Genomic DNA, 20,683 nt, shown 5'->3' on the forward strand with positions numbered 1-20,683 from the left:
AAAAAGAAAAAGGGCGGATTATTTTAGATTATTGTTGACATCTTACTATTTGGATGATAATATTGATTAGGTTATGAATACAGTTTGTGGTTGAAGTAGAGGCTGCCCGCTTCTCACCTGATAGGACGCATTTGCTGTTTGCAGGTATACACGTTGAATTTTAATACGCATCTGGAGCGTATGGATATATAGCGGGCGGACATCTTCTTAGCATGTCCGTCCTTTTATTATGGACATACATAGGAAGTGTACCGTTCAACCGGGCGATTTTGCTCTTAACTCATGTATTCCCGACACAATCTTGGAGGTGGATTCGTATTAGCAAAGACATGTATGTAAACGAAGGCATTCGCGCACGTGAACTTCGTCTAATCGATCATAATGGTGATCAGCTTGGAGTTAAAACGCGTAATGAAGCGTTAGAAATTGCCGCTCGTGTAAACTTGGATCTTGTCCTTGTGGCCCCTCAAGCTAAGCCACCAGTCGCACGTATTATGGACTATGGTAAGTTTAAGTTTGAACAGCAAAAGAAAGATCGTGAAATTCGTAAAAATCAAAAAGTCATCAATATGAAAGAGGTTCGTTTAAGCCCTACAATTGATGAACATGATTTCCAAACTAAGTTGCGTAATGCGATTAAATTCCTTGAAAAAGGCGACAAAGTAAAATGTTCCCTACGATTCAAAGGTCGTGCCATTACACACAAAGAAATTGGGCAACGTGTTTTAGATCGTTTTGCTGAGGAATGTGCTGAAGTTTCTACGGTTGAACAAAAACCGAAAATGGAAGGACGAAGCATGTTCTTAGTTCTTCAACCGAAGAACGAGAAAAAGTAATATCGAGAATAGTTTAGGAGGAAATTCGAAATGCCAAAAATGAAAACTCACCGTGGCGCTGCGAAGCGTTTCAAAAAAACGGGCAAAGGAAAATTAAAATTTGACCGTGCTTACGGAAGCCACTTATTCGCTAACAAATCTACAAAACAAAAACGTCACCTACGTAAAGGTAAAGTAATGACTTCTGGTGACTTCAAACGTATCAGATCTTTACTAACTTACATGAAATAATATTGTAATTTGTTATAAATTGAACGTGAATTAAATAAACATTCGGAAGAATTTGCAGGAGGTAATTTGTATGCCACGCGTAAAAGGCGGAACAGTAACGCGCAAGCGTCGTAAAAAAGTTTTAAAATTAGCTAAAGGTTATTTTGGTTCAAAACATACATTATATAAAGTTGCTAACCAAGCAGTAATGAAATCAGGTCAATATGCTTACCGTGACCGTCGTCAGAAAAAACGTGATTTCCGTAAATTATGGATCACTCGTATCAACGCTGCTGCTCGCATCAACGGTCTTTCTTACAGCCGTTTAATGCACGGTTTAAAAGTTGCTGGTATCGAAGTTAACCGTAAAATGTTAGCTGACTTAGCAGTAAACGATGCTGCTGCATTCGCACAATTAGCAGAAGCTGCTAAAAATGCAGTTGCGAAATAATTTTTCGTATTAACACTTTGTGGTAATTGCTTGCAATAGTCACAATCTAATACTCAAAAAACAAAGACTGATAGGATATCCTATCAGTCTTTTTCAATATAGGAGGCACATACTTATGTGGTATGCATTATTAGCCTTTATTATTATAGAATCAATTATTCTATTAATCCTTATGGGATTAGATAAGTCAAAGGCAAAAAAGAAAGAATGGCGAATATCTGAAAGAACTTTATTTACCATAGCTATCTTTGGTGGCGCATGTGGTGGTGTGTTAGGTATGTATTTCTTCCGACACAAAACGAAACATAATTCTTTTGCTTTTGGATTCCCACTTCTTGCTGCTATTCATGTTTTTCTATTAGTAAGAACCTACGCCATTAGTTTTTGATAAATTAATTTTAAAATAATGGCCTTTTCAACAGAATTAGAGTATAGTACATTAATAAATAATAAAAAATTCCATTTTAGATTGAAAGCGTTGAGAAGGAAAAGTAAATAAGTGAAAGTTTATAGAGAGCTTCTGATGGTGGAAATGAAGCAACGGAACCTTATTGAAAATGACCTTTGAGCTGCGTACCGAACCAAGTGATTGAAGTAGACTACGCCGAGGGGCACTCGTTACAACTGCGGCAGTATGAACACGTACTGATCGAGGCAAATAGTGTGAGCTATTTGTAAATTTAGGTGGTAACACGGGTATCTCGTCCTAATCGTTTATTCGATTAGGGCGTTTTTTTATTTTTCTATTTTTGGGATTGGGGGGATTGAACTAGAGTTCGAGACATTTGATCAGAGAATTTATTCTGAAATGTCTCAAAAGAGGATGTTATAGGACATTTAGCCATTAGAATCATCCTAAAATGTCACAAAAGTGGATGATATGAGACATTTTACAGGTGAACATAAGTCAAAATGTCTCAAAAGTATGAGTAATGAGACATTTCACAGGGGAATCCGCCCCAAAATGTCCCAAAAACATGAGTTATGAGACATTTCACAGGGGAATCCATCCCAAAATGTCCCAAAAAAGGATGATATGAGACATTTTACAGGTGAACATAAGTCAAAATGTCCCAAAAGCATGAGTTATGAGACATTTTACAGGTGAACATAAGTCAAAATGTCCCAAAAGTATGAGTTATGAGACATTTCACAGGGGAATCCATCCCAAAATGTCCCAAAGGCATGAGTTATGAGACATTTCAAAGGAGAACCCAACCCAAAATGTCTCAAAAGTGAGAGATATGAGACATTTCTGCAAAGAATCCACCACCAAATGTCTCAAAAGCCATACATGATAAGTAATCCAATCACTTACAAATTACCAAAGGAGGATTAAAAGATGACAGTCATCATCGGCGGAGCTTGGCCTTATGCAAATGGTTCCTTACATTTAGGTCATATTGCTGCATTATTACCAGGGGATATTTTAGCACGCTATTTCAGACAAAAAGGGGAAAAGGTGTTATACGTATCGGGAAGTGATTGTAACGGAACACCCATTTCCATTCGAGCAAAACAAGAAAATACAACAACAAAAGAAATTGTAGATCGCTATCATAACGAATTCCTAGACAGCTTCACAAAATTAGGCTTTACTTATGATCTATACACTCGAACCGATGCAGAACATCACCACGAATGTGTACAAAAAATCTTTCTCACTCTTTTAGAAAATGGCTATCTATACAAAAAGAAAGTAAAACAAGCATATTGTGAAAAAGACCAACAATTTTTACCAGATCGCTATGTCGAAGGGATATGCCCGAATTGTGGTGCAAAAGCAAGGGGTGACCAATGTGATCAATGTTCAACGATATTAGATCCACTAGACTTAATTAACAAGCAATGTAAACTTTGTGGTAATGAGCCAATTATTAAAGAAACCGAACACTTTTACTTTTCGTTTAGTAAATTTCAAGATGTATTAGAGCAATATACTTTGAACGCTGAGAAAAGTAATCTTTGGAGAAAGAATGCAATCGAACTAACAAAACGTTATTTAAGTGAGGGGTTACCAGATCGAGCAGTTACACGTGATTTACCAAATGGAATTGATGTCCCGATACCTGGTTTTGAAGGGAAAAAAATCTATGTGTGGATCGAAGCTGTATCAGGTTATTTAACAGCAAGTTTGGAATGGGCAAAGCAGCATAATGAATCAATTGAAAATTGGTGGAATGAAGACACAATTTCCTATTATATTCATGGTAAAGATAATATCCCGTTTCATACTGTCATTTGGCCAGCCATTTTGCTAGGCTTAAATAACAAAACACTTCCAACCCATATCATTTCAAATGAATATTTAACCCTTGAAAAAAGAAAGCTTTCTACTAGTCAAAATTGGGCAGTGTGGGTACCAGAACTATTAAAGCGATATCATCCAGATTCAATCAGATATTTTTTAACAGTTAACGCACCTGAAAATCGAGATACGGATTTTTCATGGAGGGAATTTATCTATAGTCACAATGGGGAATTACTTGGCGCGTTCGGTAATTTCGTAAACCGAACACTAAAGTTTATAGAAAAATCATTTAACTCAACTATTCCTCAGTCTAATATTGAAAACGATATACTATTAGAAACGGAAAAAATCTATAAAGAGGTAGAAGAATCCATTGAACAAGGTCATTTCAAAATAGCTCTAGAAACCATTTTTGAATATATTCGTTCGGCGAATCGTTATTTTGATGAGAAAAAACCATGGATTCAAGTAAATGAAAATATAGAGGAATGTAAACAAACTTTATCGACTTGTGTGTTGATCATTATCAATCTAGCTCAGCTTCTACAGCCATTTTTACCATTTGCCTCAGAAGAACTTAAGAAAATGCTCCAAATAAAAGTAAATGAGTGGAAATTACAAACGACTCTGCCGGAAAAAATAATAAATTTACACCCTTTGTACGAAAGAATTGATGTTAAGCGAATTGATGAAGAATTAAATGTGTTATATAACCAGGCAAATATTTAATGAAATAAAAAATGGATTGTAAGCGAACATTTCAGCATTACAATCCTTAATTTTAATTTAACCATTAACTTTGATATAAAATTGTTTGAGCTACCCCGATGAAATATTCAGATTCAACGATAATATGATTCATTACAACTTTAGCTGTATAATTCGAACTTATTGGTTTGCTTGCTTCCACGAGTGTACGACAGAAATGGATAAATTCATGACTTTGGTGTAAACAAAAAGAGGTCAATTGAAGTATTTCATGATAGAATCTTTGAGAAATATTGCCTTTTGAACGGTTAACAGTTTCAATGAATTGAACAATATGTTGATGTGTTTGAGTAAATGCTTTTTCCCATTCCTTTAAGGCATCGACATATTGTTGTTCAAGATTTGGGACAAGTTCACGAATGACGACTGTATGTTCTGCTTCTTGGTGTTTCCAAAACTCGGCTTCATCAAGAACACGAAGTGGCAGTTGACTCCCATAGAAAAATTGCAATAATTCCCCTCCATCATAATTCATATCATTTTAAAAATATGTAAAAAAATCGGAGAATATGAATTCCAAAGGACAAAAGGAGGATGCTTTCTTTGCAAGGAGTTAACATTTAAAAGAGCATCCTTCATCGTTTATTTTTCCTTCATCAATTTTTCTATTGGATTTTTCCAATTAATTTTCGCATTCGGATAATTTAATAAAATTTCTTCTTCTAAATAGTAGAAGTCTTCTTTCGTCATTCCATGTAACTTTCCAGTGTCATGTACCCAGACGAAAATCGAAACAACTTCAAAGGCATTTTCTGTCGTTCCCAAATATTTTTCCCCTTCAAAAAGAGCACCCTTATAAGAAATGAAAAAGTTTTTACGCACATTTTTGACATCATCATAAAAATAATACTGACCTTTTTCATAAGCTTCATCAAGCTTTCTTTTTGGATCTAACAAATAACGAACAATTCTGTAAAATATGTAAATGACTGCTAAAATCACGATTATTCGAATGAGAAAAGCCATTAGAGTTCCCCCTTGTAAATACATTGTACTTTCATTTACGATAGAAAGTATAAATAAGTTTCATTTTTGATAAAGAAATTCTTAACTTTCTTAATATTTAATTGTAATGTGAATTATTACATAAAACGCAACAAAACATTAATAAAGGAGGAAATTGATATGGAATTGATAGAACTATTTTCGTTGCAAAAAGAGTTAGATGCCTTTATTGAGAATAGTCGTGACATCCATCGAGATGTTTTTATTGAAAAGGGACTAGCTTTAACGATTGAATTAGCAGAACTAGCAAACGAGACAAGATGCTTTAAATATTGGAGCTCAAAAGGTCCATCTGAACGTGAAGTGTTATTAGAGGAATTTGTTGATTCCATTCATTTTTTACTATCATTAGGCAATGAAAAAGGATATAAGATTGATAGATGGCCAGATGTTCAACAAGAAGTAGATTTGACAAAGTGGTTTTTAAAAACGCAAGAAGTAATTTTATCATTTATACATAATCCAGAAGTAGACAAATATAGTCAAGTTTGGCAATATTATAGTGTGCTAGCTTATAATTTAGGCTTTACATTCGAAGACATTTTAGCTGGTTATATTACAAAGAATGAAAAAAATTATGAACGTCAACGAACTGGGTATTAACAACAAGATTTGCAGTATACTTAATTAGCTATTTATTTTGGGAGGGCAATCCATGACAAAATTAGATGAAACGCTAACAATGTTTAAAGAACTAACTGATGCAAATGGAATCGCGGGAAATGAAAGAGCACCTCGTGAAGTAATGAAAAAATACATCGCACCATATGCGGATGAAATCGAAACGGATGGTTTAGGAAGCTTAATCGCTAAAAAAGTGGGCGATGCGAACGGTCCTAAAATTATGATTGCTGGTCACTTAGATGAAATTGGTTTCATGGTGACACAAATTGACGAAAGAGGATTCATTAAATTCCAAACTGTTGGTGGCTGGTGGAGCCATGTAATGCTTTCACAACGTGTAACGATTACAACTCGTAAAGGCGATGAAATCATTGGTGTATTCGGATCAAAACCACCACACATTTTACCGGCTGAATCACGTAAAAAAGTAATGGAAATGAAAGATATCTTTATTGATATTGGTGCAACTTCAAAACAAGAAGCAGAAGAATGGGGAATTCGTCCTGGAGATATGATTACTCCATATTTCGAATTTAACGTCATGAAAAATGAAAAAATGCTTCTTGCAAAAGCTTGGGATAACCGAATTGGCTGTGCAATTGCCATTGATGTGATGAAAGCTTTAAAAGATGAAAAACATCCAAACATTGTGTATGGAGTTGGAAATGTACAAGAAGAAGTTGGATTACGTGGTGCGAAAACAGCAACATATAAAATCCAACCTGATATCGGTTTTGCAGTTGATGTAGGTGTTGCAGGTGACACTCCTGGCATTACACCAAACGAATCAACATCAAAAATTGGTGCTGGTCCTCAACTAATTATTTACGATGCTTCTATGGTTTCACATAAAGGCTTACGTGATCTAGTAGTTGATGTTGCGGAAGAACACAACATTCCATATCAATTTGATTCAACTCCTGGTGGTGGAACAGATGCTGGTTCAATGCATTTAGTTGGAAGTGGTGTACCATCTCTAGCTATTAGTATTGCAACACGTTACATCCATTCTCATGCAGGAATTTTACACCGCGATGATTACGATAATGCAGTTAAATTAATCGTAGAAGTGGTAAAACGATTAGATCGTGAAACTGTAAATAAAGTAATTTCTGAATAGAAATTTGAAGTAAAGCGTTAACCCCAAATAAAAGGATTAACGCTTTTTTCGTTATTTAAAGAAGATAGCGATTATTTTCCAAAAGAACAATCAGTAATGCTTAATTTTCAAGTAGAAGACATAAATGCATATGTTGAACATATCAAGAAACTAGATATAACTATTGTAAAAGAATTAGAGCGCAGTGATTATGGATCGTTTCTTTGGATAGCTGATCCAGATGGTAGATGGATCGAATTATGGGAGAAAAATAACGAGTAATGGAGGAACAAAGATGAATCTAAAAATGAGATATATCATTCTATATGTGAAGGACCACGAGAAGTCCAAAACGTTTTATCACGAAGTATTAGGTTTACCAATTCGTGGTGAACACGGAACGTACATTGAATTTGAAACAGGATCTACAATCTTATCTATTAATACAAGAGAGAGTGTAAAAGAAATTACAGGATTAGAAATTCCTGAAATTCATTCGTCTCAAACTTTTGAGATTGGATTTGTCGTAGAAGATGTGAAGAGTACAATTGAAGAATTAAGAAATCAGGATGTACCAGTTTTAGTGGAGCCAATTGAAAAGCCATGGGGTCAAGTTGTTGCCTATGTAGCAGACCCAGATGGACATTACATTGAAATTTGTAGTTCATTAGATTAAGCATGCCCCTATATTTACCATAACATCCAGTATATAATAAATGTACTGAAAGGAGCTGTTGTATTATGAAAAACATTCAAATGAAGTCAATTGTAACAATTAGGGAGGTTACAGCAAAATAACTCTGCAGGTAAACCTCCCAAAGGAACTTTTTAAACCTTAGGAGGAAATTAATTGGAAAAAGTAAACATGAAAAATCTAGGACTAACTGATAGATTAATTCAGGACTCCCAACAATATAAAAATTTATATATTGGTCGCATATCTTCGCAATTTACAAATTTATATAAAGTAATTACTGAAAAAGGTGAGATGACAGCACAGATTTCTGGGAAATTCCGTCACTCTGTAAGTGATCTGTCTGAATACCCAGCTGTCGGTGATTTTGTCATGGTGGATCGAATCGATAATACACAAGGGGATGGTATTATCCATCAAGTACTTACCCGAAAAAGTACATTCGCTCGTAAAGTAGCTGGGCGAAAAACAGATACGCAAGTAGTAGCTGCAAACATTGATACTTTATTTATTTGCATGTCATTAAATAACGATTTCAATCTCCGAAGATTAGAAAGATATATTTCTGTAGCTTGGGATAGTGGAGCAGTACCTGTCATTGTTCTTACGAAATCTGATTTATGTTCAGATCTAGAGGAAAAACGAAAAGAAGTTGAATCAATTGCAATCGGAATTGAAATTATCATAACTTCAAGTATTTCTGAGGATGGATTTGAGGAATTAAAAAAATATTTATCAGACGGTAAAACAGTAGCATTTATCGGATCATCAGGGGTTGGAAAATCGACATTAACTAACCATTTACTCGGTGAGAGTATCATTGAAACGAGTGGAATTCGAAATGATGATAAAGGAAGACATACAACGACAAGACGGGAACTATTCATGATTCCAAACTTAGGGGTAGTTATAGACACGCCTGGTATGAAGGAACTTGGAATCATTCATGCTGATCTTTCTAAATCTTTTGCTGATATTGAAGAACTTGCAGCTCAATGCAAATTTAACGACTGTACGCATAATAAAGAACCTAAATGTGCGGTGCAAAATGCAATTCAGGAGGGAACATTATCTCCTGAACGACTTGAAAGCTTCCGCAAATTGAAGAAAGAAACAAAGTATGATGGGTTAAATTCAAAACGAATTGAAAAAGAAAAGCTAAATGACATGTTTAGTGGTGTCGGTGACATGAAAAATGCACGGAAATTTATCAAAGAAAAAAATAAAAAGAAAATTAGATAAATGTAAAAAACGAAGAAATGAGTAAATCTGAAAAATGATTTATTCATTTTTTTGTTTCTTGAAAAAAGGTTTCGTGGGTAATTCTGAAATGATAGAGAAGATTAGTGGCAGTTTAGTTATGTGTCAGTTTAGTAGAGATTTCGGAAATAGTGTCACGAAAGTATCCCGCACCTAGTAATTTCATACCTAACTCGAATTTAAGATTGGGTTTTTAGTATCATCCATCCCAAAAGACGTAAGAGTTTTTTAAATCTATAGCAAAATATGGTATTGTAAAAATAGGTAATTATTAATTTTATTGGAAAACACAACAGTATTCTAACGATTTTGAAACAATTTATTATCAAAATTATTCAAGGTGGTGTAATAGTGGAGATTAATTTTGAGATTCCGTTCAATTTAATTGCAACACTAACTGGATTGATAGGGTGGGGTATAGTTGCTTTTTTAGCATACCGAATTTACAAGAAGCAAAAGGTTAAGTCAAAAGGGTGGAAGATAGCGGTTGCTATAGTAATGGGTCTTTTCACCTTTTCTATTAATTTTGGTAATGAAATGATGAAAATTTCTATTCTACCTTTAGGTGTCTGGATATTATATTTTGCTTTTCGTAATAAGGGGGAGTCATGGGAGAAATATCGTGCCTATGCTTGGCTAGGATTTTGGGCAAACTTCATTTTTCTTGCTACAAATATTGTATCAATTCCACTACATCATACGATTTATCCTAAAGATGAACCGTCAACCTACATTTCGGATATTAATCATGCAGTAATAATCCACACACATCCATCTGCCAAAGATCAAGGATTGAATAAAGATAGCTTGTTAGAGCAACTCGTAAATGTGAAGGAAGAAAGAGTTTATAGTGATCCGTGGTACATGGAAACATATATGAATGCAGATTCAACTACGAAAGATGAACGGTTCCCATATCAACTAATTCATGCCGACTCAAAATGGGGAAGTGGCATTCATTCAATTATTTTTATTGAAAATGATGGGAAAGGAATATTAATTACAACATCTGATCAGCAGCTTTATTATCGCACTAGTGAATCGGTTTTAGAGGAGGTAGAAAAATGAAAAAACCTAAATTAACGATTTTCATAGGTTTAATAATAGCTACCCTCTTGTCATTAGTTTGCGCTTATTGGTTCTTTTTTTCGAAACCTACAACTTTTTTAACAGATGAACAATTATTAGAAGAATTAAATAGCACTTTTAAAGGTGTAGATGCAAAAACCATACAAGACAAAATTTTTATTGATGATCATCATGTTGTAGTCCCGTTTGTATCCACAGAAAATGAATACAGCCTAAGTTACTGGGAATGGAAAATGCGAAAATGGCAAGTTGCAACGATTGAAAATAGCGGAGAATTAAGGTTATGGAAAATTGATCAAAATGATCCTTCTTCCTATCAATTTGTATGGAATATACACCCGGAGGACCAATTAAGTACTATTAGTATTTATTTAATCAGAGAAAGAGGTTTTATCATATCTGATGAAGAAGAACGATACTTCCCTAAAGTACAAATGGTGAAAACAATCGACCTGGCTGAGCAACCTTATGGAGTAATGCAATTACCCGAAGATTGGGTAGCGTTTATGGAAGAATCCAACAAAATAGAATCTCCTAATACATCAGGTTTTTTATTCAATAACTTCCAAACTCGATATTCTATGCACTTCGGTTGGATAGGGGCAGATCAATCAGGAAACGTAGCATATCCAGAACACTCATTTAATGGTCAAAGCTATTCAATAAGTAATATAGATTTAGAGTATGTCATGATATTAAATGAACAGGAAATCGAGCAGCCCAGTAAAAATAACTAATCAGAAAGATGATGATTCTTTCTGATTAGTTGGATTATTAAAATACACATCCTCTATTTGATCGAAAGGTACACCGCATTGGAAAGAGAAACGCTCAATGATTGGGATATATTCTGAGATTAGTTGCTCAAATGCTCTAAGATTACCATTCTTAGCCTGCATAATTAGTAAATCTGTTTCGGTCATAATGCTCTCCTTTCTAGTGTTGTATATGGAACGAAAGTTTTTCCTTAAATGTTACAACATTTGAAATTTTTTCTTTTTCTTTATTAATGGTAGTATAAGGTTAATTGAAACTTTTTGTTCGAAATGGGGAAATCCAATGAGAATTGTCATTCTATCATTTTTTGTTTCAATCATTCTACATTTAGTGTTATTTTTAAGTATTTTTTGTTTTGCTTACTTAAAAACCCACTTTTTCGAGACGAAATTATATGAAAATGACAATATAGTTGTATTACAAGATGAAGTGGTTTTTGGTTTTGTTGGTACACCGCTTAGTATCATCTTTTCAATCATTGGTACTGCTACAATTGTTGCTTTAATGTACTTGTTAGCTAAAACACACAAAAGGTAAGTTAGAAGAATCTAGGTGGTGCTTCAAATTGAACCGATTCATAGATCATTTTTTATTTCGACCTACATATTTGAATAAAAAGAAGCTTATTCTGCAACTTCATGGGAAGTCAATATTAATAACAGGAGCGAGTTCCGGAATAGGAGAACAACTAGCATACGAGCTTGCAGACATTCGTTGTCATTTGATATTGGTTGCTAGAAGAGGGGAAAAGCTTGAAGAAATCAAAAGGGATATAGAGTTGAAGTCTGCGACAGTAAGTATTTTTCAAGCTGACTTAAGAATTGAAGAAGAGATGGAACAATTTTTAAGATTTCTCCATAGTTTACCAGATGGATTAGATGTTGTTGTTAATAATGCTGGCTTATCAATTATACGATCTATCTTTCAATCTCTTGATAGAATGCACGATTTTACGAGAACGATGGCGATTAATTATTACGCACCGGTACGGATTCTTTTATCAACTATTCCACTGCTTCAAAAAAATCAAGGACACATTATAAATGTATCAACGATTAATACGGTACTTGCACCAGTTCCTTATTTTGCGGCTTATCAAGCATCGAAGACGGCATTCGATGTATGGCTAAGATCTATTGATCCCGAGTTAAGAAATAAAGGGATATCTACTACAAGTATTTATTTACCATTAGTCAAAACACCAATGATTCAACCAACAGCTGCTTATCAAAATGCGCCAGCATTGTCTTCTAAATTCGCTGCGCGGATCATTTGCAAATCGCTCTATTCAAAGAAGAAAAAAATACAACCTTGGTGGCTTCTGTTTGGCCAAATGATTTCTATATTTAAAAGAAGTTTCTGGGATTTTACAAAATCTAGTGATAAGAGGGGATTATGATGAAAGTTTTCAAACTTATCTCTGTTTTATACAAGATTAAGTTATTATCTCCAATATCCCTTCTAAGCTTAATACAATCTATTTTCAAGCATGGATTGAACCTAATGACCCTATTATGTTTTGCTTCGAAAAAATATGGTGATAAAGTTGCGCTAGTAGATGATGAGGAATCCTATAGTTATAGTAGATTATTTTTTGAATCACAAAAATTAGCACTTTGTTTAAGAAACGAGGTTCGTATCGGAAGTAATAGCAAAGTTGCATTCTTGAGTAAGAACCATGCTTCTCTCGTGAAATCTATTTTCGCAACATCACGATTAGGGGCAGAGCTCTTTTTCGTTAATACTCAACTCAGTAAAAATCAATTTCAACAATTAATAGAATTTCTTAAATTAGATGTCATTATTTATGATGATGAATTTACCACATTGATTGAACAGTCTAATTTCCAAGGTGTAAAAATAAAAACCTATCATGAACATCTACCTGCGATTAATAATTTCCTTCAAGTAATAGATCCAGAATTTTACCGCATCCCAAGTACCTCCAGTAGTAAAGTAACACTATTTACGAGCGGTACAACAGGGGTTCCTAAAAAAGCTATACATAAACCGACTTTATTTAATTATTTAAATCCATTTATATCATTTATAGATCGACTGAAAGTTTTAAACTACCATACTGCATACATTGCAACACCTATTTATCACGGTTACGGTATGGCGATTTTGCTTTTATTTATTCCTTTAGGGAAGAAAATTATCATTCGACGTAAGTTTGATGCAGCAAAATCTTGTAATCTTATAAGGGAACATCGAGTTGAAGTGATTACGGTAGTTCCTACAATTCTTAAGAGATTAATTGAAACGAATAAAAACGATTTAAAGTCATTACGCTGTATTGCTTCTGGGGGAGCGAAACTGAACCCAAAGTTAATAAATGATACGATTGGTACTCTAGGAAAAGTTCTATACAATCTATATGGAACGACAGAAGCTGGTTTGAACTTTATCGCAACACCAGAGGACTTGATTTATTCTACTTCTACGATTGGCAAACCAATTGATGGAATGAAACTAAAAGTTTTGGATCTTAATATGGAAGAAGTAGAAGTAGGAAAGGTTGGCCAGATTTGTATCTTAAATGCCTGGTCAATGCGAAACAGCGAAAATCGTTGGATTGAGACAGGAGATTTGGGTTACCATGATCAGAATGGGTATTATTTTTTAGCTGGACGAATTGACGATATGATTATTTCTGGGGGAGTGAATGTTTACCCTTCTTTCGTAGAACAAATTTTGACCCAACATCCTTCTATTGAAGATGCTGCTGTAATCGGTATTGATGATGATGAATTTGGTCAGAGATTAAACGCATTTCTGGTGATTGCTAAAAGTGCTTCAACTGTGACAAAACAAGAAATACAAGAATGGTTACGTACGAAAGTTTCTAAATTCGAACTCCCAAAAGAAATTGAAATAGTTGATGAATTGCCATATTCCGCTCTCGGAAAACTCGACCGAAAGCAACTTCGTCATATGAGTATTCAAAAGTAAAGATTGTGTAGTTTGATGTACGAGACATTTCTCGAGGTGTAAACTTCATGAAATGTCTCGTTTTTGCATGTTACGGGATATTTGAATGAGGTTTCTTGAATTAAAATTTTGTTATTGAGAGCGTACTTGGTTCGGTTTCTAATAAGTTTTTTATATTGGCTAATAACTCTTGGTTTCTGGCGAATAACTGCAGTTTGAGAAGGCGGATCTTGTTCATTTTCTAATAAACTCTTCATTTTGGCTAATAAATTTCGAAAGTTGGCGAATAACACTTCGATTTTGGCGAATATCTATTGTCATTTGGAGCTCCAGGACTGGACTGCACATCCCCGCGACCTCCATTGGCTGATTAGATCCCCGAATTGGCTGATATCACGCCACACTTGGCTGATTTCCGCATACTTTTGGCTGATTTCCCGTCCCCGCAATCCGCACTGGCTGATAAGATCCCCGAATTGGCTGATATCTCACCACACTTGGCTGATTTCCGTATACTTTTGGCTGATTTCCCGTCCCCGCAATCCGCACTGGCTGATAAGATCCCCGAATTGGCTGTTATCTCACCACACTTGGCTGATTTCCGCATACTTTTGGCTGATTTCCCGTCCTCGCAATCTCCATTGGCTGATTCACTTCCAAAATTGGCTGATATCTGCGCGAAATTGGCTGATTTCCGCATACTTTTGGCTGATTCTCCATCCCCGCGATCTGCACTGGCTGATTCACTTCCAGAATTGGCTGATATCTGCCCGAAATTGGCTGATTTCCGCATACTTTTGGCTGATTCTCCATCCCCGCGATCTGCATTGGCTGATTCACTTCCAGATTTGGCTGATATCTGCCCGAAATTGGCTGATATCCGCATACTTTTGGCTGATTTTCCATCCCCGCGACCTCCATGGGCTGATTAGATCCCCGAATTGGCTGATATCTCACCACACTTGGCTGATTTCCGCATACTTTTGGCTGATTCCCCATCCCCTTGCAGCTCCGAAACTCCCAACCAACCATACTCAAAAGCCTCCGTATAAATTTACGTCCAACTGCATGCAATTGCGTATATTTATTAAAGTTTACTAATGAATATCCTATTCAAACTCATTTATACTAAACTTTTCTCGGTTAATAATGAATAATCCTTGAATTAAATTTATTGGAAAATATAATAAAAATACACTTGATTTTATAAATATGCATATGTATAATGAATTACATCTTAGCAAACAAGGAGCGGTCCTAATGAAATTGTTAGAAGAAGTGCAACTAAAATTAGTCTCTAGTTTAAAAGGGAAAGACTTATTAACGTTGCTTGATTATACAAGTGAAGAAGTACAAGATTTAGTGAAGTTAGCTACAAAATTAAAGGTTTTGACAAAAGCAGGGAAATGTCCGAAATTACTTGAGGGAAAAACGCTTGGAATGTTGTTTGAAAAACATTCAACACGTACTCGTATTTCATTTGAAGTTGGGATGAATCAATTAGGTGGGAAAGCAATGTTCATGCATTCTCGTGATTTACAAATTGGACGCGGTGAACCAATTTCTGATACGGGTAAAGTGCTTTCTGGCTATTTAGATGCAATTATGATTCGTGCAAATTCACATGAAATGGTGAAAGAATTAGCAGAACATGCAACGATCCCTGTTATTAACGGATTAACGGATATTTATCACCCATGTCAAGCGTTAGCTGACCTTGAAACAATTGCGGAAAATAAAGTAGAGTTAAAAGGTTTGAAAGTTGCCTTTGTTGGTGATGGCAATAACGTTGCTCACTCTTTAGTTGTGGCATGTGCACATGTTGGAATGAACATTGCAGTAGCAACACCTCCAGGTTATGAATGTAACGCTGAAATAATTGCAAAAGCACAAGAAATTGCAAAAGCAAATGGAAGTACGGTTACAGTGACAAATGATCCAATTGAAGCAGTTACGGATGCTGATGTAATTTATACGGATGTATGGACTTCTATGGGTCAAGAGGAAGAATCTGCGAAACGTCTAGTGGATTTCAAAGATTATCAAATTAACGATGCGTTAGTTGCTCATGCAAAACCAAACTATATGTTCTTACATTGCTTACCTGCTCACAGAGAGGAAGAAGTAGCATCATCTGTAATTGATGGACCGAACTCTTTTGTTTTCGAACAGGCTGAGAACAGACTGCATGCACAAAAAGCAGTACTTGTTTCTTTATTAGCATAATTTTAGGAATTCCTCGATGATCATTTAATACGGGTTGTATTATTGATGATCGAATATTAATTCATAATGAAGTCATAATGTAACGATTGCGTTGCAAATGAATTCATATATAGGTGATGTTAATTTCTAGGTGGAAAGATCATCGCTAAACTAAGACAATCTGGGAGACGCTGGATTGTCTTTTATTTTTCTTTATGTTAATGAAGGAAATAAAAAATAGTGGACAATTATTGATTGCCCACAGCGACAATAAACAAAACTAATTTTTAAATGCTTGAGATAGTTTTTCTGCAAAAGCTTCTTGTTCTGAAGCACTTGAGTTTTGCCACCATTTTTCCAAAAAGACTCCAAGACCAGGTAATAAATGCTCGTCACCACGAGAAATTGCATCATTAACAGTATCGCGGAATTCTACTGCACTATCGCCTTGTACGTTTTGAGTTATTGCTTCACGTATCATAAAACTCATTACAATCTCCTCCTCGATGAGTAGTATGTTTCAAAAAAAACATACTATACCTTGTACGAACAAAAAATAATAATAAGTGGAATAAATTATTAAATACCTTCATTTTTGACAAGATTCTTTGATTTAAGACATATGATTTTACTCTTAATAAATCACTTTAATATAATAAAACAAGAAATTTAACTGAATTGAGGTTTTTTTGATGGGGACTGTACAACGCAAATCGAATACAGGCAAGCTAATAGCACGTGCAATTGTGGTAATTATTGGGGGATTCATCGCAGCTTATGGACTAGAAGCAGTATTAATTCCAAATTCCGTATCAGATGGTGGTGTGACAGGGATTAGCATCGTCGGATCACAGTTATTTGGACTTCCATTAGGTGTACTAATTGCACTTTTAAATATTCCGTTTATCTTTTTAGGTTATAAACAAATAGGTAAAACCTTTGCAATTTTGTCTATTCTTGGTATTGCCTCTTTATCGGTTGGGACAAGCCTTATGCACCATATACCAACGATTATTCACGGAGATACATTATTAGTTACAGTTGTTGGTGGTATTATACTCGGTTTTGGTATGGGTTTAGCATTGCGTAATGGTGGTGCTTTAGACGGTATTGATATGTTAGCGGTTTTACTTTCAAGAAAATTACCTTTTGGTACGAGTGATTTAATTTTATTTTTAAATGTATTTGTTTTCATTATTGTATCGACAGTATTTGGTTTAAAAGGAGCTATCCTTTCAGGGATCGCATACTTCATTGCTTCAAAAGTAATAACAATTGTTGAAGAAGGTTTAAGTGGTTCGAAAACATATAAAATTATTACAAAAGACCCTGATACAATGACAGAAACGATTCGCGATCGATTAGGAAGATCGGCAACATATAATGAAGTTTATGGTGGATATTCGAAAGAGAAATTTATCGAAATTACATGTGTTATTAACCGTTTAGAAGATAGTAAAATGAAAGAAATTATCCGAGATGTAGACCCAGCTGCGTTTGTTACTGTATATGAAACAGCAGAAGTTAAGGGCGGTAACTTTAGAAAACGTAATATCCATTAAAGAGTACTATTTGTCGTTGACAAAGTTCTACTACCGAATTCATTTTTCCTCCCATCTACGAGAAATCTAGGTGGGAATTTATATCACCTGTGAATAATGGAATGAGAAATTTACAAATTTTCACAAAAATAGGTACTTTTTTATAATAAAGGTATTAAAGATTAGTTCTAACTGCCGATATAGACTCTTGAGGTGATAAAAATGGCAAATTGGGCATTATCCAAAAAAGTAATCGTAGGCTCATTCGTATTAGCAATTATTTCGTTATTTCTTAAATGGGTCGATCTTGGCTTTTTAAGCGTTAATGGATTCCAACAACAAGGATGGTTATTCCTGTTAATCTTTATTTATCCATTAATTTGTGTATTTCAAGGAAAAGCAATCAATAAAGTTGGAGGATATGTATTAGCGTTAATTGGGATCGTAGGAATGATCTTATTTATCATGTCTAAAACTGATGATCTTTTTGGTGTAAACTTTGCGTCAACAGGAATGTATGTAATGTTAATTTCTTTTGTTGGTCTAGCAGTAGGCGTAAATTTCGTTGCTAAAGGAAAATAATTACATAGGAAAAACCTCCCTTGTTGGGAGGTTTTTTTACTAGTATAGATTTAGGTTAATATTAACTTCGTATATTTTATTAGATTAACTATCTTAGATGGTGCAAAATGAGGATAGAAAATGATCTATAAATAAAGATCATTTAAACCTTACTATGTTATAGTAGGGTCTTTTCTAGTGAAAATTACTATGTTAAGTAGTAATAATCAAGGTATAGGTATGTCTCTTTTACAGTAGTTCGTCAATCGTGTAAAATGAAGCGTAAGCAAAATGTAAAAGGCGGCGGATTTTAGAATGAAACGAATAGAATCAACACAAAACGCACTAGTAAAGCATTGGAAAAAACTTGTGACAATGCGAAAAGAACGTGAAAAAACTGGTGAATTTATAATAGAAGGATTTCATTTAGTTGAAGAAGCTCTAAAAAATAAAGAGCAGATTGTGCAATTAATCGTTCGTGAAGGTGTAGATTTACCATTATTATGGCCAACTGATAATGTCATGATGATTGAAGTAACAGATGCTGTTGCTAGAGAAATAGCGGAAACTGAAACGACTCAAGGTGTGTTTGCACATTGTAAGCAAAGAGCGATATCCGACGCAGACATGTCAAATTGGTCAAAGGTACTATTGATTGATGCAGTACAAGATCCAGGAAATATTGGCACAATGATTCGAACTGCAGACGCAGCTGGATTGGATGCCGTAATTCTCGGGAAAGGAACTGTAGATGCATATAATCCAAAAACGGTCCGTGCTGCACAGGGTTCTCATTTCCATATCCCTGTAGTTCGTGGGGATTTATTAGAATGGATTGAAAAATTACAGGATAAAGACATTCCAGTCTATGGGACAGCGTTAGAAAATGCTATTCCTTATACAGAAGTAAATAGTTCAAATGAATTTGCAGTGATTCTTGGAAATGAAGGAAGTGGAATTCATCCACAACTTTTAGATAAGACCAACCAAAATCTTATCATTCCAATTTTAGGTCAAGCAGAATCGTTAAATGTAGCTGTTGCTACAGGAATTCTTCTATATCAGCTAGTTAAAAAATAATAAAACATTCTTAAAAAAACCGTTTGGAAAATCAATTCCCAAACGGTTTTTCTTTTAATTTATGGATAAGTCTGCTCCTAATACACCAATAACTTTTTGCTCATGTAAAATTGGAAACGATAATGTAATGCAATGTTTTTTGTTACCGCTGAGATATATGGGTCAGAAATATATTCTCTACCTTGAGTAGCTTCTAAAAACCAAGGGCGCATTTTAGCATTAACTAAAGCTGCTTTTGGATTGGAATAAATAAAGGTACCATCCATGCGGTTTGTCCAAATTGTTTCTACATGTGGATTTTCTACTAAAATAGCATCCAACACAACTTGATGACGATTTGGGTCCATAGTCAAAAGTGTATCAGTTTGAACATGTTTTGATAGTATATGTACTATTTGATTTACAAGATTTTGGTCAATGACGATATTTTCTACGTTTGGATTTACTAGAGATTGAAGTTCATTAGATGTTGCAGTTAGTGAATAATTAATGGTATGCATTTTTTCAACATATGTATGCTGATCATCTAAAGCGTTCGTTACTTGATTGACAAAGTCTTTATTTTCAATAGCCATTTGTGCAATCTCTTGATCAACTGCAACCTGGATTTCTCCATCTATATTGAACGGTAAATTTTGCTCTGATTTAGAATCAAAGGATGGTTGATTTTTTTCTTTAAAAACAACATAAACACACCTTCTTTGTGTAAGATTAATTAACATCATTATTATATAAATATATTGAAATAGTATAAAAATTAAAAAAATTCAATTAATAACTGAAATTATGGAATAAAAATTGACATAATTTGCGTTGGGATTGTTAATTCATATAAAGATTAACAAGAGAGGATACAACTTCTTGAAACCATGAATAAAATATCGTAGAATGATTTAAGATACTTTTAATACACTATTTAAATGCGTTTGAGCGAGAAGAGTAAGTATTTGAACTGCTAAAAGGGAGTATAAGCCGCTGACTGAAAGCTTATATAGCAATGAAAATATTGAAGTTCACCTCGCGAGCAGCTTCCGGGACCAGCATTAGCTGTAAAGGAATGCCGGCAGAAAAGTCGTTATCTCAATGAAGTGATTGCATATTTTTGCATTAACTAGGGTGGTACCGCGATATAATCCTCGTCCCTTTTTTGGGGCGGGGTTTTTTATTGTGCGCCCGGCATGGGCTATAACTTGGTGGTGAAAGTCCACTACAGGCTTGGCAGTAGGAACTGTTAGCTAATGGCAAGGGTGTCCACCGTGAGGTGGAATCTGAAGGAAGCCGGAGGCAAATTCCCGAAC

The 20,683-nt window shown here is 34.8% G+C and carries 25 protein-coding genes and 2 other annotated features; of the genes, 20 read left to right on the top strand and 5 right to left on the bottom strand.

Annotated elements, in window-relative coordinates; all coding sequences use genetic code 11:
* The first annotated feature begins 329 nt into the window (after nucleotides 1-329).
* The 5 genes from infC (at nucleotide 330) to metG (ending at nucleotide 4,477) form a co-directional block, all read left to right on the top strand.
* Complete coding sequence (infC, locus tag ACOQFO_RS01825) at nucleotides 330-836, top strand: translation initiation factor IF-3 (RefSeq protein ID WP_421688037.1); 507 nt, start codon at nucleotides 330-332, stop codon at nucleotides 834-836.
* A 30-nt stretch (nucleotides 837-866) separates the two neighbouring features.
* On the top strand, nucleotides 867-1,067 hold the full coding sequence (gene rpmI, locus ACOQFO_RS01830; RefSeq protein WP_106780348.1) for a 50S ribosomal protein L35: 201 nt from the start codon (nucleotides 867-869) through the stop codon (nucleotides 1,065-1,067).
* Between the two features lie 70 nt (nucleotides 1,068-1,137).
* Complete coding sequence (gene rplT, locus ACOQFO_RS01835) at nucleotides 1,138-1,497, top strand: 50S ribosomal protein L20 (RefSeq protein ID WP_421688013.1); 360 nt, start codon at nucleotides 1,138-1,140, stop codon at nucleotides 1,495-1,497.
* Nucleotides 1,498-1,612: 115 nt separating this feature from the next.
* Complete coding sequence (locus tag ACOQFO_RS01840; RefSeq protein WP_421688014.1) at nucleotides 1,613-1,885, top strand: DUF1294 domain-containing protein; 273 nt, start codon at nucleotides 1,613-1,615, stop codon at nucleotides 1,883-1,885.
* A gap of 81 nt (nucleotides 1,886-1,966) precedes the next feature.
* Nucleotides 1,967-2,209 (top strand) — a binding site (T-box leader).
* 630 nt (nucleotides 2,210-2,839) lie between these two features.
* Nucleotides 2,840-4,477: a methionine--tRNA ligase gene (metG, locus tag ACOQFO_RS01845; RefSeq protein WP_421688015.1), complete on the top strand. Its 1,638-nt coding sequence runs from the start codon at nucleotides 2,840-2,842 to the stop codon at nucleotides 4,475-4,477.
* A gap of 64 nt (nucleotides 4,478-4,541) precedes the next feature.
* On the opposite strand, the gene ACOQFO_RS01850 is transcribed toward metG, so the two are convergent.
* Both ACOQFO_RS01850 and ACOQFO_RS01855 read right to left on the bottom strand, forming a co-directional pair.
* Complete coding sequence (locus tag ACOQFO_RS01850; protein WP_421688016.1) at nucleotides 4,542-4,967, bottom strand: DUF2935 domain-containing protein; 426 nt, start codon at nucleotides 4,965-4,967, stop codon at nucleotides 4,542-4,544.
* 131 nt (nucleotides 4,968-5,098) lie between these two features.
* Complete coding sequence (locus ACOQFO_RS01855) at nucleotides 5,099-5,482, bottom strand: sigma-w pathway protein ysdB (RefSeq protein WP_421688017.1); 384 nt, start codon at nucleotides 5,480-5,482, stop codon at nucleotides 5,099-5,101.
* A 159-nt stretch (nucleotides 5,483-5,641) separates the two neighbouring features.
* Between ACOQFO_RS01855 and ACOQFO_RS01860 the strand changes: the two genes are divergently transcribed.
* From ACOQFO_RS01860 to ACOQFO_RS01890, 7 genes are all read left to right on the top strand, one after another.
* On the top strand, nucleotides 5,642-6,124 hold the full coding sequence (locus tag ACOQFO_RS01860) for a dUTP diphosphatase (RefSeq protein WP_421688018.1): 483 nt from the start codon (nucleotides 5,642-5,644) through the stop codon (nucleotides 6,122-6,124).
* Between the two features lie 52 nt (nucleotides 6,125-6,176).
* Nucleotides 6,177-7,265, top strand: coding sequence for a M42 family metallopeptidase (locus ACOQFO_RS01865; protein WP_421688019.1), 1,089 nt, complete (start codon nucleotides 6,177-6,179; stop codon nucleotides 7,263-7,265).
* Nucleotides 7,266-7,361: 96 nt separating this feature from the next.
* Nucleotides 7,362-7,526 carry a VOC family protein gene (locus ACOQFO_RS01870; protein ID WP_421688020.1) on the top strand — a complete coding sequence of 55 codons (165 nt, stop codon included), beginning with the start codon at nucleotides 7,362-7,364 and terminating at the stop codon, nucleotides 7,524-7,526.
* 13 nt (nucleotides 7,527-7,539) lie between these two features.
* Complete coding sequence (locus tag ACOQFO_RS01875) at nucleotides 7,540-7,920, top strand: VOC family protein (protein WP_421688021.1); 381 nt, start codon at nucleotides 7,540-7,542, stop codon at nucleotides 7,918-7,920.
* Nucleotides 7,921-8,094: 174 nt separating this feature from the next.
* Nucleotides 8,095-9,180 (top strand): ribosome small subunit-dependent GTPase A, encoded by a 1,086-nt coding sequence (rsgA, locus tag ACOQFO_RS01880; RefSeq protein WP_421688022.1) that lies wholly within the window; start codon nucleotides 8,095-8,097, stop codon nucleotides 9,178-9,180.
* A gap of 369 nt (nucleotides 9,181-9,549) precedes the next feature.
* Entirely contained in the window at nucleotides 9,550-10,266 is a 717-nt protein-coding gene (locus tag ACOQFO_RS01885; RefSeq protein ID WP_421688023.1) for a hypothetical protein, read from the top strand.
* Nucleotides 10,263-11,024 carry a hypothetical protein gene (locus ACOQFO_RS01890; protein ID WP_421688024.1) on the top strand — a complete coding sequence of 254 codons (762 nt, stop codon included), beginning with the start codon at nucleotides 10,263-10,265 and terminating at the stop codon, nucleotides 11,022-11,024. Before ACOQFO_RS01885 ends, ACOQFO_RS01890 begins: the two co-directional genes overlap by 4 nt.
* On the opposite strand, the gene ACOQFO_RS01895 is transcribed toward ACOQFO_RS01890, so the two are convergent.
* A complete protein-coding gene (locus ACOQFO_RS01895; RefSeq protein WP_421688025.1) occupies nucleotides 11,025-11,210 on the bottom strand; it encodes a hypothetical protein in 186 nt (61 codons plus the stop codon).
* A 136-nt stretch (nucleotides 11,211-11,346) separates the two neighbouring features.
* Here ACOQFO_RS01895 and ACOQFO_RS01900 point away from each other — a divergent pair, with 136 nt between their 5' ends.
* The 5 genes from ACOQFO_RS01900 (at nucleotide 11,347) to argF (ending at nucleotide 16,224) form a co-directional block, all read left to right on the top strand.
* Nucleotides 11,347-11,601: a hypothetical protein gene (locus tag ACOQFO_RS01900; protein ID WP_421688026.1), complete on the top strand. Its 255-nt coding sequence runs from the start codon at nucleotides 11,347-11,349 to the stop codon at nucleotides 11,599-11,601.
* A gap of 28 nt (nucleotides 11,602-11,629) precedes the next feature.
* Nucleotides 11,630-12,463, top strand: a complete 834-nt coding sequence (locus ACOQFO_RS01905; protein WP_421688027.1) for an SDR family NAD(P)-dependent oxidoreductase — start codon at nucleotides 11,630-11,632, stop codon at nucleotides 12,461-12,463.
* Nucleotides 12,464-12,567: 104 nt separating this feature from the next.
* On the top strand, nucleotides 12,568-14,019 hold the full coding sequence (locus ACOQFO_RS01910) for an AMP-binding protein (RefSeq protein ID WP_421688028.1): 1,452 nt from the start codon (nucleotides 12,568-12,570) through the stop codon (nucleotides 14,017-14,019).
* A gap of 362 nt (nucleotides 14,020-14,381) precedes the next feature.
* Complete coding sequence (locus tag ACOQFO_RS01915) at nucleotides 14,382-14,930, top strand: hypothetical protein (protein ID WP_421688029.1); 549 nt, start codon at nucleotides 14,382-14,384, stop codon at nucleotides 14,928-14,930.
* A gap of 328 nt (nucleotides 14,931-15,258) precedes the next feature.
* Nucleotides 15,259-16,224, top strand: a complete 966-nt coding sequence (gene argF, locus ACOQFO_RS01920; protein ID WP_421688031.1) for an ornithine carbamoyltransferase — start codon at nucleotides 15,259-15,261, stop codon at nucleotides 16,222-16,224.
* 259 nt (nucleotides 16,225-16,483) lie between these two features.
* On the opposite strand, the gene sspI is transcribed toward argF, so the two are convergent.
* On the bottom strand, nucleotides 16,484-16,693 hold the full coding sequence (sspI, locus tag ACOQFO_RS01925; protein WP_421688032.1) for a small acid-soluble spore protein SspI: 210 nt from the start codon (nucleotides 16,691-16,693) through the stop codon (nucleotides 16,484-16,486).
* A gap of 202 nt (nucleotides 16,694-16,895) precedes the next feature.
* Between sspI and ACOQFO_RS01930 the strand changes: the two genes are divergently transcribed.
* The 3 genes from ACOQFO_RS01930 to ACOQFO_RS01940 all read left to right on the top strand — a co-directional run bounded on the left by ACOQFO_RS01930 (nucleotide 16,896) and on the right by ACOQFO_RS01940 (nucleotide 19,385).
* Complete coding sequence (locus ACOQFO_RS01930; RefSeq protein ID WP_421688033.1) at nucleotides 16,896-17,765, top strand: YitT family protein; 870 nt, start codon at nucleotides 16,896-16,898, stop codon at nucleotides 17,763-17,765.
* A 201-nt stretch (nucleotides 17,766-17,966) separates the two neighbouring features.
* Complete coding sequence (locus ACOQFO_RS01935; RefSeq protein ID WP_421688034.1) at nucleotides 17,967-18,326, top strand: hypothetical protein; 360 nt, start codon at nucleotides 17,967-17,969, stop codon at nucleotides 18,324-18,326.
* Nucleotides 18,327-18,620: 294 nt separating this feature from the next.
* On the top strand, nucleotides 18,621-19,385 hold the full coding sequence (locus ACOQFO_RS01940; protein ID WP_421688035.1) for a TrmH family RNA methyltransferase: 765 nt from the start codon (nucleotides 18,621-18,623) through the stop codon (nucleotides 19,383-19,385).
* Nucleotides 19,386-19,462: 77 nt separating this feature from the next.
* Here ACOQFO_RS01940 and ACOQFO_RS01945 read toward each other — a convergent pair whose 3' ends face one another.
* A complete protein-coding gene (locus ACOQFO_RS01945; RefSeq protein WP_421688036.1) occupies nucleotides 19,463-20,107 on the bottom strand; it encodes a PDC sensor domain-containing protein in 645 nt (214 codons plus the stop codon).
* Between the two features lie 194 nt (nucleotides 20,108-20,301).
* Nucleotides 20,302-20,532 (top strand) — a binding site (T-box leader).
* Nucleotides 20,533-20,683 lie beyond the last annotated feature (151 nt).

Origin of the sequence: Ureibacillus sp. MALMAid1270, assembly GCF_049202975.1 — a bacterium.
GTDB lineage: Bacteria > Bacillota > Bacilli > Bacillales_A > Planococcaceae > Ureibacillus.